Annotated in this window: 15 protein-coding genes; 11 read left to right on the top strand and 4 right to left on the bottom strand. The window is 33.6% G+C overall.

Annotated features, from left to right (window positions below):
• The first annotated feature begins 3 nt into the window (after positions 1-3).
• The 6 genes from hemE to hemB all read left to right on the top strand — a co-directional run bounded on the left by hemE (position 4) and on the right by hemB (position 5,506).
• A complete protein-coding gene (hemE, locus tag FG167_RS06020; RefSeq protein ID WP_203460509.1) occupies positions 4-1,029 on the top strand; it encodes a uroporphyrinogen decarboxylase in 1,026 nt (341 codons plus the stop codon).
• A gap of 178 nt (positions 1,030-1,207) precedes the next feature.
• Entirely contained in the window at positions 1,208-1,960 is a 753-nt protein-coding gene (locus tag FG167_RS06015; RefSeq protein WP_203460508.1) for an EI24 domain-containing protein, read from the top strand.
• Positions 1,960-2,505, top strand: coding sequence for a GNAT family N-acetyltransferase (locus tag FG167_RS06010; protein ID WP_203460507.1), 546 nt, complete (start codon positions 1,960-1,962; stop codon positions 2,503-2,505). Before FG167_RS06015 ends, FG167_RS06010 begins: the two co-directional genes overlap by 1 nt.
• A 708-nt stretch (positions 2,506-3,213) precedes the next feature.
• Positions 3,214-4,116, top strand: coding sequence for an oxygen-dependent coproporphyrinogen oxidase (gene hemF, locus FG167_RS06005; RefSeq protein ID WP_203461064.1), 903 nt, complete (start codon positions 3,214-3,216; stop codon positions 4,114-4,116).
• A 1-nt stretch (position 4,117) separates the two neighbouring features.
• Positions 4,118-4,507: a YchJ family protein gene (locus FG167_RS06000; RefSeq protein WP_203460506.1), complete on the top strand. Its 390-nt coding sequence runs from the start codon at positions 4,118-4,120 to the stop codon at positions 4,505-4,507.
• A gap of 6 nt (positions 4,508-4,513) precedes the next feature.
• On the top strand, positions 4,514-5,506 hold the full coding sequence (gene hemB / locus FG167_RS05995; RefSeq protein ID WP_203460505.1) for a porphobilinogen synthase: 993 nt from the start codon (positions 4,514-4,516) through the stop codon (positions 5,504-5,506).
• Positions 5,507-5,598: 92 nt separating this feature from the next.
• Here the strand turns inward: hemB and FG167_RS05990 are convergent, their stop codons facing one another.
• Complete coding sequence (locus FG167_RS05990; RefSeq protein ID WP_203460504.1) at positions 5,599-6,870, bottom strand: hypothetical protein; 1,272 nt, start codon at positions 6,868-6,870, stop codon at positions 5,599-5,601.
• A 17-nt stretch (positions 6,871-6,887) separates the two neighbouring features.
• On the bottom strand, positions 6,888-7,298 hold the full coding sequence (locus tag FG167_RS05985; protein ID WP_203460503.1) for a hypothetical protein: 411 nt from the start codon (positions 7,296-7,298) through the stop codon (positions 6,888-6,890).
• Between the two features lie 419 nt (positions 7,299-7,717).
• Here FG167_RS05985 and FG167_RS05980 point away from each other — a divergent pair, with 419 nt between their 5' ends.
• From FG167_RS05980 to FG167_RS05965, 4 genes are read left to right on the top strand one after another with little or no spacing between them, the layout of a single operon-like run.
• On the top strand, positions 7,718-8,800 hold the full coding sequence (locus tag FG167_RS05980) for a CNNM domain-containing protein (RefSeq protein ID WP_203460502.1): 1,083 nt from the start codon (positions 7,718-7,720) through the stop codon (positions 8,798-8,800).
• A 2-nt stretch (positions 8,801-8,802) separates the two neighbouring features.
• Positions 8,803-9,333: a methylated-DNA--[protein]-cysteine S-methyltransferase gene (locus tag FG167_RS05975; protein ID WP_203460501.1), complete on the top strand. Its 531-nt coding sequence runs from the start codon at positions 8,803-8,805 to the stop codon at positions 9,331-9,333.
• Between the two features lie 60 nt (positions 9,334-9,393).
• Entirely contained in the window at positions 9,394-10,545 is a 1,152-nt protein-coding gene (locus FG167_RS05970) for a serine hydrolase (protein ID WP_203460500.1), read from the top strand.
• Positions 10,546-10,574: 29 nt separating this feature from the next.
• On the top strand, positions 10,575-11,288 hold the full coding sequence (locus FG167_RS05965) for a 3'-5' exonuclease (protein ID WP_055444044.1): 714 nt from the start codon (positions 10,575-10,577) through the stop codon (positions 11,286-11,288).
• Between the two features lie 190 nt (positions 11,289-11,478).
• On the opposite strand, the gene FG167_RS17410 is transcribed toward FG167_RS05965, so the two are convergent.
• Positions 11,479-14,355, bottom strand: coding sequence for a GEVED domain-containing protein (locus FG167_RS17410; protein WP_239004452.1), 2,877 nt, complete (start codon positions 14,353-14,355; stop codon positions 11,479-11,481).
• 166 nt (positions 14,356-14,521) lie between these two features.
• Between FG167_RS17410 and FG167_RS05955 the strand changes: the two genes are divergently transcribed.
• Positions 14,522-16,213 carry an ABC transporter ATP-binding protein gene (locus FG167_RS05955; protein ID WP_203460499.1) on the top strand — a complete coding sequence of 564 codons (1,692 nt, stop codon included), beginning with the start codon at positions 14,522-14,524 and terminating at the stop codon, positions 16,211-16,213.
• A gap of 232 nt (positions 16,214-16,445) precedes the next feature.
• On the opposite strand, the gene FG167_RS05950 is transcribed toward FG167_RS05955, so the two are convergent.
• Positions 16,446-17,090 (bottom strand): hypothetical protein, encoded by a 645-nt coding sequence (locus FG167_RS05950; RefSeq protein ID WP_203460498.1) that lies wholly within the window; start codon positions 17,088-17,090, stop codon positions 16,446-16,448.
• Between the last annotated feature and the right edge of the window lie 95 nt (positions 17,091-17,185).

The raw sequence follows: 17,185 nt of genomic DNA, 5'->3' as shown, positions 1-17,185 counted from the left end.
AGCATGATAAAAAACGATTTATTTTTAAGAGCATTAAAAGGAGAAATAGTAGAACGTCCACCAGTTTGGATGATGCGTCAAGCAGGTCGTTATCTTCCAGAATTCATGGAGATAAAGGCAAAGTACGATTTCTTTACACGATGTCAGACACCAGAATTAGCAAGTGAAATCACAGTACAACCTATCCGTAGATTCGGAATGGATGCTGCCATTTTATTCTGTGATATTTTAGTAATTCCACAAGCCATGAATATTGAGGTACAAATGAAACCAAACTTTGGGCCTTATTTACCAAACCCTATTCGCTCACAAAAAGATGTCGATACGGTAATCGTTCCCGACGTAAAAGAAAGCTTAAGCTACGTTTACGATGCCATTAAAATGACTAAGGAAAAACTAAACGATGATATTCCATTAATTGGTTTTGCAGGTTCCCCATGGACCATCCTTTGCTATTGTGTACAAGGACAAGGAAGTAAAAACTTTGACAAAGCCAAAGAATTTTGCTTTACCAATCCGGTTGCTGCACATCAATTATTACAAAAAATTACAGATACAACCATTGCGTACTTAAAAGAAAAAGTAAAAGCAGGTGTTAATGCGGTTCAAGTATTCGATTCTTGGGGAGGCATGCTTTCTCCAGTAGATTATCAAGAATTTTCTTGGCAATATATCCAACAAATTATCGATGCTTTAAAAGACGAAACTCCGGTGATCGCATTTGGTAAAGGATGTTGGTTTGCTCTTGGTGAAATGGCAAAATCTGGCGCTGCAGCTTTAGGTGTAGACTGGACATGTTCGGCAAGAAACGCACGTTATTTAACTGGCGGAAACATTACACTGCAAGGTAATTTTGATCCGACACGTTTATTTTCGCCTCCTGCAGAAATCAAGAAAATGGTACACCAAATGATTAACGAATTTGGTAAAGACAAGTACATTGTAAATCTAGGTCATGGTATTTTACCAAACATTCCGTTAGAAAATGCCAAAGCTTTTATTGATGCAGTAAAAGAGTATAAAGCATAAAATAATTTGGGCGTTACCTACTTTTTTCAGTAACATCTAGTTGCTAATTACTACTTATAGTTATAAAAAAGTAGGTCGCGCTTTCCGCAGTCGCTTTTTATTTGCTTTTAATAGCAAAAAAAGAGCTTCAACAAATGCTTCAATCGCTAACGCAAGGCTTGGTTTTAAAATAAGGACTATGGTTAAAAACATACTAAAAGGCTTAAAAGCATACGCAAACAGTTTCGCATTAATTTCTAAATTAAAACTTTGGAAATTCTTTTTCATACCAATAATTATCAGCTTAGTAACCGCAACCATAATAGGTATTACCGCTTATGGTTTATCGGATAATGTTGGTGATTTCATTGCAAAAATTTGGTTTTGGGAATGGGGAAAAGAAACCTTCACCTCTATTTCTACAGTTATTGGAGGAATTGCAGTTCTAGCCATTGGATTAATCATTTACAAACACATTATCATGGCACTTTCTGCGCCATTTATGAGTCCGGTTTCCGAGAAAATTGAAGCACACTTAACAGGAATAGCAAACCACACCCATCGTAAAACTTCTTTTAAAGAACAGTTATGGCGAGGAATTCGTATCAATATTCGAAACCTAGGAAAAGAACTTTTGTTTACCATTCCGTTATTACTGCTTAAGTTTATTCCTATAGTCAATATATTCTCCACCGTTTTATTGTTTTTATTACAAGCATATTACGCAGGTTTTGGTAATATGGACTACACGTTAGAAAGACACTTTAATTATCGCGAAAGCATATCGTTTATTAGAAAAAACCGAGGCATCGCTATAGGAAATGGAATCGTTTTTATGCTCTTTTTATTAATTCCAGTAATTGGTGTAATTTTGGTTTTACCTCTTAGTGTTACTGCCGCTTCTATAAGTACAGTACAACTATTAAAACCAGAAACAGAAACTTTAAACTAATGACTTTATATTTTGACGACTTCGAAATAAATCCTATCCATAGCGGAGATGCTTGGAAGCTTTGCGATTTCATGGTCTCCAATAAAGATCGGTTTAAACGCTATTTCCCAGGTACTTTAGCCGAAAATGCAACACCAACTTTAGCCAAACTGTTTACGGAAAAGAAAGTCAAACAATTGGAGAAGAAAGAAGAATATCTATTCACTTTAAAACATTCCGAAACTAGAGAATTAGTAGGAATAATCTATATTAAAGAACTAGATCATACAATAAAACAAGGGGAATTTGCCTATTGCATTGGCTATCCTTTTAAAGGAAAAAAACTAATTACGAATGCCGTAAAACTATTATCCGAATACGCATTTAATCATTTAGACATAAAAACACTTCAAATCATTGCACATAAAGACAATTTACCGAGTGTAAACGTCGCTTTAAACAATGGTTTTGTTTGGCAAAAAACATTAGAGAACGAATTCACTCCAACTAATGAAAACCCGTTAGACATGGAGTTATACGAATTATACAAACCTAGCAGGTTTTGAAAACCCGACTGGTTTCCATAGAATAAATATAAAGTTAGACCTGCGAGGTTTTAAAAACCTTGTAGGTCTAAATCACAACAAACCTAGCAGGTCTATAACTTATAATAATAAAAAACAATGGAATTACTAAAAAAAGAAAATTACTACCATGTTTATAATCGAGGAATAAATAGTGAAACTATTTTTCACGATGAAGAGAACATGACTTATTTTCTAAAATTAGTAACTAAACATTTAAGTCCAAAAGTTAATGTCCTGGCTTATTGCCTATTAAACAACCATTTTCATTTTGCTATTGAAGTGACTTCGGAAAACAAAGTTGTTAACCAAGCATTTTCAAATTTATTTAATGCTTATACTAAAGCATTTAATAAGCAAAACTCTAGAACTGGAGCTTTGCTGGAAAGACCTTTTAAAAGGAAACTAATTAATAATGAAGATTATTTAAAGCAACTCATTTTATATATTCATAAGAATCCTGAAAATCATAATATGATTAAAGATTTTAAAACTTACGAGTTTTCATCTTATAAATCATTTTTATCTAAAGACGTGACGTTAATTAGTCACAAAAAACCATATATCATTGCCCTTTTTAATGATTTAAATAACTTTATGGAAACACATAATAATAATAATAATAATAATAATAATAATTCCAACGATTTTAATATGGATCATGACGATTCTAGACCTGCTAGGTCGTCAATGAAAGATACATTTTTCAAATACATACATCAATTACAAGACACTATTACAGCTGGCCTAGAAAAAGTGGATGGTAAAGCAACCTTTCAAGAAGACATCTGGGAACGTCCTGAAGGTGGTGGCGGAAGAACCAGAGTAATAGAAAACGGAAACGTTTTTGAAAAAGGAGGCGTTAATATTTCTGGAGTTCACGGTAAATTACCAGATTCTATGCAAAAATATTTTGGTGTAGAAGATGCCGATTTTTTTGCTTGCGGATTGAGCTTGGTATTGCATCCTAAAAACCCAATGGTTCCAACGGTACACGCGAATTGGCGTTATTTTGAAATGTATGATAAAGAAGGAAATATTGTAGACCAATGGTTTGGTGGCGGACAAGATCTAACGCCTTATTATTTGTTTGATGAGGATGCGAAACACTTTCATCAGACTTGCAAAACGGCTTGCGACAAGCACAATCCAGAATTTTATACAAAATATAAAGCACGTTGTGACGAATATTTCTATAATGCACACCGAAATGAAGGTCGTGGTATTGGCGGTTTATTCTTCGATTACTGTAAAGCTTCCGAAGAAATGAGTATGCAAAACTGGCATGATTTTGTTACCGAAGTTGGCGATAGTTTCCTAGAAGCCTATGTTCCTATTGCGGAAAAAAGAAAAGATTTAGACTATACGAAAGCACAACGCGATTGGCAAGAAATTCGTCGTGGTCGTTATGTGGAATTCAATTTAGTGCATGATAAGGGAACGCTTTTCGGATTAAAAACAAACGGAAGAATCGAAAGTATTTTAATGAGTCTTCCTCCACACGTACAATGGGTTTATGACCATCATCCAGAAGCTGGTAGTGAAGAAGAACGTTTAATTGAAATTTTACAAAATCCTATAGATTGGGCTTAAAATGAATTGCTACTGCGGAAATAACAAAACTTACAAATCCTGCTGTGAAGTCTTTCATTTAAATAATGGAAAAACAGAAACAGCACAACAACTTATGCGTTCCAGATATAGTGCATTTGTATTAGCAAATGGCGATTACTTAATGGAAACGCATCATAGCTCTACAAGACCAACATCCGAAAAAAAAGCGATTGTAAAATGGGCAAAATCTGTAGCGTGGATAAAACTAGAAATAGAAGAAACTACCAAAGGTTTAGAAAAGGATAAAGAAGGTACAGTAACCTTTAACGCCTATTTTTATGAAAACAGCAAAGTAGATGTGATTCATGAAAAATCTGCTTTTATAAAAGAAAATAACAAATGGTATTACTTAGGTTATGCCAAAAACTAATATAATATGTATCCAATTAAAAGAAATAGAAGATTAAGAACCAACGAAGCGATTAGAAGCTTAGTTAGAGAAACCATCATTTCACCAAACGATTTTTTAGTACCACTTTTTGTAGTGGAAGGAAAAGGTATTAAGGAAGAAATTGCATCGATGCCAAATTACTATCGTTACAGTTTAGATTTACTACAAGCCGAAGTAAAAGAGCTTTGGAAACTAGGTTTAAAATCGGTGTTACTATTTGTAAAAGTACCAGACAATTTAAAAGACAATAAAGGTACGGAAGCAGTAAATCCTAACGGATTAATGCAACGCGCTATAAAAACGGTTAAGAATGCTTGTCCGCAGATGTTAGTAATGACAGATGTAGCACTAGATCCATATTCTATTTATGGTCACGATGGTATTATTGAAGATGGTAAAGTTATTAACGATGAAAGTGTAGACGTATTAACCGAAATGAGTGTTTCTCATATAGAAGCTGGAGCCGATTTTGTAGCACCAAGCGATATGATGGATGGTCGTATTTTATCTATCCGTGAAGCCTTTGAAGATGAAGGCTATGCAGATGCCGGAATCATGAGTTATTCTGCTAAATATGCTTCTGCTTTTTATGGTCCTTTTCGCGATGCTTTAGACTCTGCTCCTGTAGATGCACAAGATATTCCGAAGGACAAAAAATCGTATCAAATGGATTATGCAAATCGTTTTGAAGCGATACGTGAAACCGAAATGGATATTGACGAAGGTGCAGATATCGTTATGGTAAAACCTGGTTTATGCTATTTGGATATTGTCCGTGAAATTAAAAATGAAGTAGATGTTCCTGTTGCCGTATATCAAGTTTCTGGTGAATACGCAATGCTTAAAGCAGCTGCAGAAAAAGGTTGGTTAGACCATGATGCGGTTATGATGGAACAAATCACAGCTATTAAACGTGCTGGTGCAGATATCATTGCTAGCTACTTTGCAAAGGATGTTGTCAAAATTTTAAATGATTAGAAAATCTACAAACAAAACGAATTTTTATCATCCTGAGCGTAGTCGAAGGGTTGCTAAAGATGTTGTGAAGTTATTGTAAGCGCAAATTAGACTTATTCTGGTAAAAATGATTTTTCGCCAAGGTTTAAACCCCAATTAACACCTAAAATAGTAACTAGGTTTTCATCTATTGGAAAGTCTTTACCAAAGCCTCCTGTAATACTCATTTTTTCAGATAATTGGTATGTAATATTTCCAACAGACCTGTATTTATCATAATTACCTGTTCGTTTTAAGTATTCATAAGCTAATGTAAATTTATTAAGTTCTAACTCTAACTTACCACCATAATCCCAAAAATTTTCTGTAAAATAAAGCCCTTCATCCGTAAGACTAAAACCATCATCGATATATTTTGCAATGCCATAAATGTGTAAATAATTATTATTAGTTAATTGCAATGCTACATCCGCAGTTATCCAACTTCCAAAACGGCTAGCTGTTGCAGAACCAGATTTATTTTCTTCAAACAAAAAACTATAAGCCAATGCTCCATCTAAACGTAGTATTGGTTTAATGGTTTTGGGGTTATTAACAAAACTAGAAATATTTTCGCACCGCTCTTTAAAATACTCAGAAACAATACTTTCCTCTCTTATTTCTTCTCGTTTTTTATCTCCAAAAATTAATTTTCCTCGTTCTGCTATTTCATCTGGATCATCAGGATCTTGTTCTTCAAAAATTCTATCCAAAAAATCACTAGCTATAGTATTAAACTCATTTTTTAAATCGGTATTATTCTCAATATCGTTACAACTTCCAGTACCTGGATTATTAATACCCTCTTGGTTAAAATAATCTTCAAATAAAATATTTATTGATTTGGTTACGCCTTTATCAACTATACTAATTGCTGTTTTAATTTTTTCTATTCTAACTTTATTATATAGTTTTAGCATTGTTGTTCTATACCCTATAGCAATTGTTTTCTTTTCATCTTCAGCTCCCTCAAATTTTTTATTAATGTATGCTAAAGAAAAAGATGAGTTTGTTTTCCATCCTATAAAAGGATCTATATATGTTTCGCCATTTTGTTTCATTTTAATTCCTCTAAATTTTTGATATGAACGTTTATCTTCAAAATCGATTAACCAATAAGGATTTGTTTCTAATGCAATATTTGTATTGGAAAAACCATTAGATAAGTATAATGCTAGACTTTTTAAATTGCTTGGCGTATTGATTTCTGAAGGTGATTCACCGATAAGTGTAAACGCAGGATTTGTAACACTTTCAAAATTAAAATCGTTAATAGATGCTTCTTCTTGTGCAAATAGTAAAGAACTGATTAAAAAAAGTATTATTATTAATTTTATTTTTAACATTTTGATTCTATTTAAAATTAGTTAAATAATACTTGTATTCTTTTCGTAATACTAAAAGTTTCGTCTGTTGTTCTTCCTAAATCATATTCGTCTTCATTTATATCAAAACTAGATTCAAAATTTTCATCATCTAATTTATAGGTAATTGTAGTAGTTTTTGCAATTTGTTCTTTTAAAGCTAAATCATCCACAATAAAATTGGTTCTAATCTTTAGAATTGGTCTTTTAATTAATCGTGATTTATCTGTGCTAGCATTAAAAATATTAGAACCTTGATCTATTACATCTACTTTTCTCCATTTTCTTGGCGCATCTTCGTGATAAATAGATAATCTCACTTTTCCTGATCCATCCAAAAGAGCATCACTAGAAGGTTCAACAATAATTTGTATTGGACTAATATCAAACTCAGTATTAAATGTTTCCATATTCATAATTAAATATTCCGAAAAACTTAATCACTTTTAGATTAAAGATTATAAGTATTTCTATTAATAAAATCACGCTACTAAACTAAGAACTATAGGGAAAGAATACCATACCCAATAAAAGGTATATTAGGTAACTAATTTACAAAAAAAATCAACATAACACTATTTAGCAATCTATTATTCAAATGATTACCTTTATTCTATTTAATACTAGATGTTAGATTTGCACTGTTTTAAGGTAAAAATATTATAGAAAAACTTTTATAGAAATAAAACAAAAATTCATGTATATATTAACAATAAATTACACAAATAAATTTAGTTTAAGCCCTAATTTAAAAAGGCTAAAGAACCTATTCTCTTGAAGTTGATTATTATAGATAGTATTTTGTAAATTAGCCAAAAACAAATCCTTTATGACTGCACTAATTCTTTGGGCAACAATCTCTATTTTCTTTTCGTTTCTATGTTCTATACTAGAAGCGGTACTTTTAAGTGTGACTCCAACATTTATAAATGTAAAAAAACAAGAAGGAAAAGAGTATGCAACTACACTTGAAACGCTAAAAAAAGATGTAGACAAACCTCTTATTGCTATACTAACATTGAACACCATTGCACATACTTTAGGAGCTATGATGGTTGGTATTCAAGCAGAAAAACTACCTTATAAATTAGAATTTTTTGGTATTAATACCGTTGGTGTTGTTTCTGCAATAATGACTTTATTAATATTAGTAGCTTCAGAAATCATCCCTAAAACCATAGGTGCTACCTACTGGAAAAGCTTAGCAAACTTTACATCTAAGGCTTTACTTGTATTAATTTTTCCTTTAAAATGGACAGGGATCTTATGGGTTTTACAACTAACCACAAAACTAATTGGAGGTAAAGGACACGGAAGCGTTTTAAGCCGAGAAGGTTTCTTAGTTATGGCAGACATGGCACATGAAGAAGGTGTTTTTGAAGGAAATGAAAGTAAAATCATTAAAAACCTTTTAACCTTTAAAGAAGTATTTGCTAAAAACGTAATGACACCACGTACAGTGATGCAATCGGAAAACGAAGAAACTACAGTCGAAGATTTTTTTAATAGAAATATGAACCTTCGTTTTTCTAGAATTCCGGTATATTCTGAAACAGAAGACAACATAAAAGGACTTGTTCTAAAAGACGAAATATTTAAAGAAATGGCTTTAGGTAATGGCTCTAAAAAGTTAGTCGAATTAAAAAGAGACATTATCATTGTAGAAAGAAACTTACCAATACCGACGCTATTTGAAAAACTAGTAGAAACCAGAAATCACATGGCTTTAGTGGTAGATGAATATGGTAGCGTAAGTGGTATTGTAACCATGGAAGACGTAATAGAAACCCTTTTAGGTATGGAGATTATGGACGAAAGCGATAACGTAAGCGATCTACAAAGTCTTGCAAGAAAAAGCTGGGAAGCACGTGCAAAGAAACTAGGTATCATAGAAGATAACAGCACAGAATAACCATGGAAGAATGCATTATCAAAACCCCTTTAGGTTTCACCAAAATAATGGGTGATATTGATGGTATTGCATCCGTAACCGTTTTAAATCATATAGAACGCTTCGAAGAAGAAACAGATAAGCTATCATTACAGCGAAAGCTGGAATCTGAAGAAAAAGTAACCGATATCATTCCGCAAGTACTAGAGGACTGTGTCATACAGCTACAAGAATATTTTAAAGGGGAACGCAAACAATTCCATTTTAAAATAAACGCAGAAGGCACCGATTTTCAAAAACGTGTTTGGCAAGAATTACGCAACATTCCTTATGGTAAAACCACCTCATACCTTAAGCTATCCCAACAACTTGGAGACGTAAAGGCCATCCGAGCAGTTGCAAATGTCAATGGTAAAAATCCACTTTGGATTATCGTGCCATGCCATCGTGTAATTGGCAGTGATGGAAGTCTAACAGGTTATGCAGGAGGATTACAACGAAAACAATGGCTACTAGAACACGAAAGTCCGTATAAACAACACACCCTTTTTTAATAATAACTCACATTTCTTTTTTTAGAGAAAATATTCTATATTTATAAACTGTAAAGCATTATGAAATTTTTAAAAAAAATATTTAAATTCTTAGTTATCGTAATAGGTTTAACTGTTGCTGTTCTATACATCACAGATACCGATTATCTAATAAAGGCGGTTCGTACTATTTATATGCGCGGTTATACCACAGCTTTTTTAGATGATTATAAAAGATTTGATAACCAAGTTATAGAAAACGGCACACCTCAACCTTGGCCAAACCATAAAAACTATAATACGGTAACAGAAACAGAATCTTTACAAAAAGCGAATAAAGACTGGGGAACTATCGCATACGTAATTATTAAAAACGATAGCGTTTGGTTTGAAAACTATTATGATGGTTACAATAAAGACTCTAAATCCAATTCCTTTTCTATGGCAAAAAGCTATGTTTCTGGCTTAATGGGAAAAGCAATTAAAGACGGTTATATTAAAAGTTTAGACCAACCTGTTTGCGATTTCCTACCTGAATTTTGCGATGGTGAAGCAGCAAAAATGACGGTTGGCGATTTAAGTAGTATGGCATCTGGAACCAATTGGGACGAAGCGTACTATTCGCCATTATCGATTACCACACGTGCGTATTTTGATGACGACTTAGCGAAAGTTATGAATGGTTTAAAAGTAGTTACAGCTCCTGGAAAGGCTTTTAAATACGCAAGTGGCGACACGCAAATGCTTGCCATGGTAATAGAAAAGGCTACTGGAAAAAAATTATATACGTACTTAACCGAAAGTTTCTGGAAACCTTTAGGAAGTGAAAACGCTACGCTTTGGCAAGTAGACAGTGAAGATCATGATTTGGTAAAAGCATATTGCTGTATTGCAAGTAATGCGAAAGACTTTGCGCGTTTTGGAAAACTATACAAAGACCATGGAAAATGGAATGGAAAACAGATACTAGATTCTACTTTTGTAGCAAAATCTTTAAAACCTCGTTTTCCTGCTAGTCCAGAATATGGTTATGGATGGTGGCTTAAAAACCAAAACGGAAAAGACTTTTTCATGATGCGTGGGCACCTTGGACAATATGTAATTGTGCAACCAGAAGACAATGTTATTATTGTCCGTTTAGGACACCGAAAATCTCCGGATGCAGGAATTGGAGCGTATACAAATGATATCTCGCTGTATATTGAAGAAGCCTATAAGATGTTGAATAATTAAAAAAAATACCGCTTTCGCGGAAAGAAAACATGATTAGTAAACTAAACTTGGAAGACATATTGTTTTTAGATATTGAAACGGTTCCGGAAACGGAAAAATTTTCAGAGCTAGACAAAACGAAACAAGAACTTTGGGATGCCAAATCACGTTACCAAAGAAAAGAAGAATTTACGGCCGAAGAATTTTATGATCGTGCAGGAATTTGGGCGGAGTTTGGTAAAATTGTATGTATTTCTGTTGGCTATTTTTCTATAACAAATGATGTAAGAACTTTTAGAGTTACTTCCTTTTATGGCGAAGAACCTAAACTTTTAAAAGACTTTAAAAACTTAATACTTTCGCATTTTAGCCAAGCCAAACATTTGCTTTGTGCGCATAACGGGAAGGAATTTGACTTTCCGTACATTGCTAGACGTATGATTATTCATCATATTGAATTACCATACAAACTAAATCTATTTGGTAAAAAACCTTGGGAAGTACCGCATCTAGATACGCTAGAACTGTGGAAATTTGGCGACTATAAAACCTATACTTCTTTAAAATTATTAACCAATGTTTTAGGAATCCCTTCTCCCAAAGATGATATTGATGGTAGTGAGGTGTACCGAGTATATTACCAGGAAAAAGAAATAGATAGAATTGTTGTTTACTGTGAAAAGGATACGATTGCAGTGGCACAAATCTTCTTAAGACTTCGTGGAGATGATTTACTTCATGATAACGAGATTATTCATATTTAGTTTAGTATCGCAAAAAGGATGGAGGCTTTGTTGGAGCTCCTCACAGAGAGCGACTGCCGAGAGCCTGGTTTTTTTCTTCAAAAAAATTTGACCAAAAATAAAAACAACTTTTTCTAAAAAAAGGAATAATAAAAAAAGCCCAGAGCTTTCACTCTGGACTTTAAAATAAACTAATTCTGAGGATTAATTATTAATGTTTTATAAACTTTTTAACTTTTGTTTTCTCTCCAATATGCAATTGTAAAACATACATACCGTCTTGTAATTTAGAAACATTAATGCTATTGGTATATCTACCTTGAAGTACGGTTTGTCCTAACAAGTTTTTAATCTCGAAACGTTGCGCTTCTAAACCGATTAGACTTACATTAAGCGTTTGCTTCACTGGATTAGGATACAGTTTAAACTGATTATCTAAAGTCTCTACGGTACTTGCAGCATAACTGTACGTAGCGCTTGATGCTCCACCAACACAAAAGGTTGTTGTTTCTGAGCTAGTAAAAGAACTTCCGCTTACTAATACGTTTCCTCCATCTGTTAGAGAATAGGATCCATTTCCATAAGAACAGCAAATACCGTCACCATAAACATCACTAATTGTAAAGGAATAACATCCTGCAGGTAGTGTTTCATTAAGGTTTAATGTAGAACCATCTGCTTGATTTCCGTACGTTCCTCCGGATGCTACCACACTATTAGAACCATCTGTGATTGTCCAAGATGTTTCTTCTGGATAATTATCGAAAGTAATAGATAATGAAACATCTGTAGTAGTACCTGTTGACCCACCTGATGTAGATAAGCTTACAGCATCTACTGCCATATCTCCTTGCCATGTGGTTCCTGTAACACCATTAAAACGTAGTTGCACAGTTCCTCCTGCATACGCAGATAAATCTACAGATGCTGTTTCCCAAGCATTTCCTTGATTTCCTGATACACTCCAAACACTTGCCCAAGAACTTCCGTTATTACTACTTGCTTCTACAGCTAAGCTTCCCATTGCTGTAGTACCATACATATGGTATGCAAAGGTAAAAGTAGCTTGAGATTCTCCATTTAAATCAAAACAAGGAGAATTTAGAATAGCTCTCTTTGTAGAGTAGTTAGGAGAAGAAGACTCCATAAAAATATATTGAGAACCTTCTGATGCACTAGATGGCCCAGTGTTACTTGAAGGTGTAGCACCAGATTGTCTTGTCCAGTTAAAATCATCTCCAGTTCCTTGGGTCCAAGCTCCAAAACTAGATTCAAAACCTTCGTTATAAGGGAATGAAGAAATAGCTCCAGAACATCCAGTTGTACTTGCTGGACTTACCACTATAGATCTAGATACTTGGTCTGCTGGATTACCTGCTGCATCACTAACATTATAGTTTCTGGTATAGGTACCTGCAGTATTTGTATTTACAGTTCCTGTTATTACTATACTAGAAGTTAAGTTTCCATCTATATTATCTGTTGCAGTAGCACCTAACTCACTGTACGTATCACCAACCGTTAAGTTAATCGTTGCACTTCCTGTTAAGGTAATCACTGGTTTCACAGTATCTGCAACTCCAGTAGTAATATTTACGGTATAATCTTCTACTTCTCCATAAGAAAAAGCTTCACAAGATGTTGGTACTCCATTATATTTCATAGAAACACGTAATCTTTTATCTCCACTTGCTGTTCCTGTTGGCACTGTAAATGAACCGCTTGCTGGTGTTACCGATGATGCAGCTAAAGAAAATATTTGCTCTCCAGCATCTGTAAAATCACCATCATCATTATAATCTATCCAAGCAGCATATCCTTCACTATATGAAGAACCTGTCCATGTTGGCGTTACTGTTAATGTATAACTAGAACCTGTATCTAGATCTGTAGAAACACTTGTGAAATCCGAATATAATTGTGCTCCAGAAGTATTGTTAATAGTACCTACTTGCACTCTAGAAATATACTCATCATTAGCATTGTTACCTTGCGAATCGCAATATTGTGTTCCAGTTTGACATGGTGCACAAGAAGAACCTCCACAATCTATTCCAGTTTCATCTCCATTTTGAATACCATCTGTACATGTTGGTGTAGTTCCTGTTGCTCCACATTTATCAGATAATGCTAAAGTACGTCTTGCTCCTCCTGCCTCTAACACAGCGCGCATTCTTGTTTTTTGTCCTTGTGTGAATAAGTTCATACAAGAGTCATTGGTATAATCCATATAATTCTCCACCATATCTGTAGAAGAACAAGAAGTTTGCCCAGTTGGACAACCATAGTTAGAAGTTTGATGTGTTGGTGTATCACTTACAAAATCGTTACCACAATTAGAGTCTCCCCAAATGTGACGTAAATTAAAGTAGTGTCCTATTTCATGTGTAGTTGTTCTTCCTCCATCATACGGAGAACTTACTGCTCCTGTGCGACCAAAAGCATTGTAAATCATTACTAATCCATCTGTTGCCGCAGAACCTCCAGGGAATTGCGCATAACCTAAAAGATTAATCGTTTGCCCTCCAGAAGTCGTAGTCATTTTTGGTACAATCCACATATTAAGGTATTCGGCAGTGTTCCAAGGATCTATTCCTCCTGAAGAAGAACGCTTCGCTTCGTCATTTGCTCCCCAATCAGATCTTGTTGTAGATTTTCTAGTAATACCAGTTGTAGCATTTCCATTAGGATCTACAGTAGATAAACAGAATTCTATCTGTGTATCTGCGGCTTGAGACCACGTATTATCCGCGTCCGGGTTAGTACGTCTAAAATCTTCATTTAAAACATCTAATTGCGATTGTATTTGTGCAACGCTAATGTTTTCTGTACTATTCGTATATAACACATGTACTACTACTGGAATCGTAATAATACTACCATCTACTCTATATGCATTGGGATTATTTTCTAATGCTTGAATTTTTGCCTGAGTGAAATTCTCTATCTCAGTCATTCGTTGCTCCAATTGTGGATCTAATTGCTTTCTGTATTCCAGGTTTTCCATGGTAGCACATCTTCGATCTTGAGCGAAAATGGAAGCTACCATTAAAAAACACATAATTGATAATGTAAAGTTCTTTTTCATACGAATATTGTAATTTTTTGGTTAATATTTTGCTGAAAGTAATATTTTTGATTCAAATAAATAATTAATTGATGCTTTTTCGATGAAATACATTTTTTCTGTAAAAAAACCCTTATATTTTACGGTTTTCCCGTAATTTTTATGACTAAAAATGCTATTTTTAACCATGTTAAAAAACAAAATACTTGCTGTTGAAAATCTATCTATTTCCTTCTTTAATAAAAAGGAAGAAAAAGAAATTATTCACAACATTTCTTATCATTTAAATGAAAATGAAATATTAGGTATTGTTGGGGAATCTGGTTCAGGAAAATCGGTTTCTACCTTGGCTATATTAGGGTTATTACCAAAAAACATCTCCAAAATCACGAACGGAAGCATTTTATATAAAAACGAAGACCTAACAAAATTAGACGAAAAAGGATTTCAGAAAATAAGAGGAAAAAAAATATCTATAATTTTTCAAGAACCAATGAGTTCTTTAAATCCTTCGATGACTTGCGGAAAACAGGTTTTAGAAATTGTTTTACAACACACCAACTTAACTAAAACCGAAGCAAAAGCACAAGTAATTACTTTATTTGAACAAGTGAAGCTTCCTATTCCTGAAACTACCTACCATAAATATCCGCATGAAATATCTGGCGGACAAATGCAACGAGTTATGATTGCAATGGCTATCGCCTGCGAACCGGAAATTTTAATTGCCGATGAACCCACAACGGCTTTAGATGTAACGGTACAAAAAGATATCATTCTGCTTTTAAAAGAATTACAAGCAAAAAACAAAATGAGCATTCTTTTTATCACGCATGATCTTTCTTTAATATCTGAAATTGCACATCGCGTTTTAGTCATGTATCAAGGAAACATTGTTGAACAAGGCAGCATAGAACAAATATTTAAAAACCCAGAAAATAATTATACTAAAGCACTTATAAGCTCTAGACCCTCTTTAAATACAAGGTTAAAAATACTACCTACCATTCAAGATTATTTACAAGGAACAACTTCTACAGAAGTAATAACTGCAGAAGAAAGACAAAAACATCACGAAGCTATTTACAGCAAACCTCCTTTATTAGAAGTAATAAATCTGGAAAAGGAATATTTTACGACTTCGGGTTGGTTTAATAAAACGGAAGGTTTTAAGGCTGTAAACGATGTGAGTTTTAAATTATATGAAGGAGAAACTTTAGGATTGGTTGGCGAATCTGGCTGCGGAAAATCTACTCTTGGAAAAGCTATTTTACAATTAGACAAAGCTACCGCTGGAAGTATTCTATATAAAGGAGTGGATATTACTAAAATATCTACTCAGGAAATGCGAGTACTAAGAAAAGATATTCAAATTATTTTTCAGGATCCTTACGCTTCTTTAAACCCAAGACTTACTATTGGAAATGCTATTTTAGAACCAATGAAAGTGCATAACCTTTATAATACATATACCGAAAGAAAGGAAAAAGCATTAGAAATTTTACATAGAGTTGGTTTAAATGCGGATGCATTTAACAGGTATCCACATGCATTTTCTGGCGGACAAAGACAGCGTGTTGGAATTGCTAGAACCATTGCATTACAACCAAAACTAATTATTTGTGACGAATCTGTTTCGGCTTTAGATATCTCTGTACAAGCGCAAGTACTAAATTTATTGAATGAATTAAAAGCAGATTTTGGCTTTACCTATATATTTATCTCGCACGATTTGGCTGTTGTAAAATATATGGCAGATCAATTACTGGTAATGAATGCTGGTAAAATTGAAGAGTTAGCAGATGCGGATGTTATTTATAATAATCCGAAAAAAGAATACACAAAAAAGTTAATTCATGCTATACCTAAAGGGTTATAGCATGAATACTTTTTTTGTTAAATACAATAAGCTTCCTATAAATTTGAATGTGTTTTTTACTTTTTTAAAAAGTTTTAAAAAAAATAAATCCGTATTCATAATTCATAATTTAAGGTTAAGTCTATGGTAGACTCGGGTTATTATATTTGGTACATTTGGGGACTCCAAAGATGTAACTTATTTTATAATAATCAGTTAAAAAGCATAATAAATCGATGAAATACGCTAAATTTTAACGTTTGAAGAGCTTTCGTAGTCCTTTCCTTATCTTTTTAACACCTAAAACATGTGCTACCGGATAATAATTCCGACCATAATTAGAGCGTTTATCTTCCCCTAATCTTTTTGCTACTTGATTGGTCATTTTAATTACAAAGACTTCTTCCGCATTGGGAAAGGACAAATCACGACCATCTTGATCTACTTTTTGTCCTCTGGAGGTATGATCGTGCTTTCTTGCATGATACGCTTCGGTTTCATACAATTCATTATAACAATGTATCAGTTCATGGCTAAGTAAAGCTAAGGGAGAGTTATAGCCTTTGTTGCGTTTAAACCACTTTCTTTTATGGTTCTTTCGGAACACAACACCATGCGTATCATAAAACATAATAGCATTATGCTTAAAGTAGTATGCATTCTTTTTTCCTGGTACGATTGTAATATTATTTACCGTGTCTTCTATTAAAACATCTATAATATCCACCCTTTTCATCTCTTCTTCGTCTTCAAAAGAGATGGTAAGGGTATTGTTCTTTATTAAAAAATCAAGAGCTATGGTGGTATTCCGAACAAAACGATCGGTAATCGTTTCATAATCCCGATCTTCTTTATATTGATAGTTGAAAAACTCTCCGTTAAGGGATTTTATTTTCATTCCGAATATTAAAGACTCATTTTAATTTTACATATTCTATTACCCTAAATCGGAAAAATTGAATTCGCCATTAGCAATTTAGAATAATAGCATGT

Source organism: Lacinutrix sp. WUR7, from assembly GCF_016864015.1.
Taxonomy (GTDB): domain Bacteria; phylum Bacteroidota; class Bacteroidia; order Flavobacteriales; family Flavobacteriaceae; genus Oceanihabitans.
Note: the sequence above shows the minus strand (reverse complement) of the source record. Positions and strands in the feature narration are given on the sequence as shown.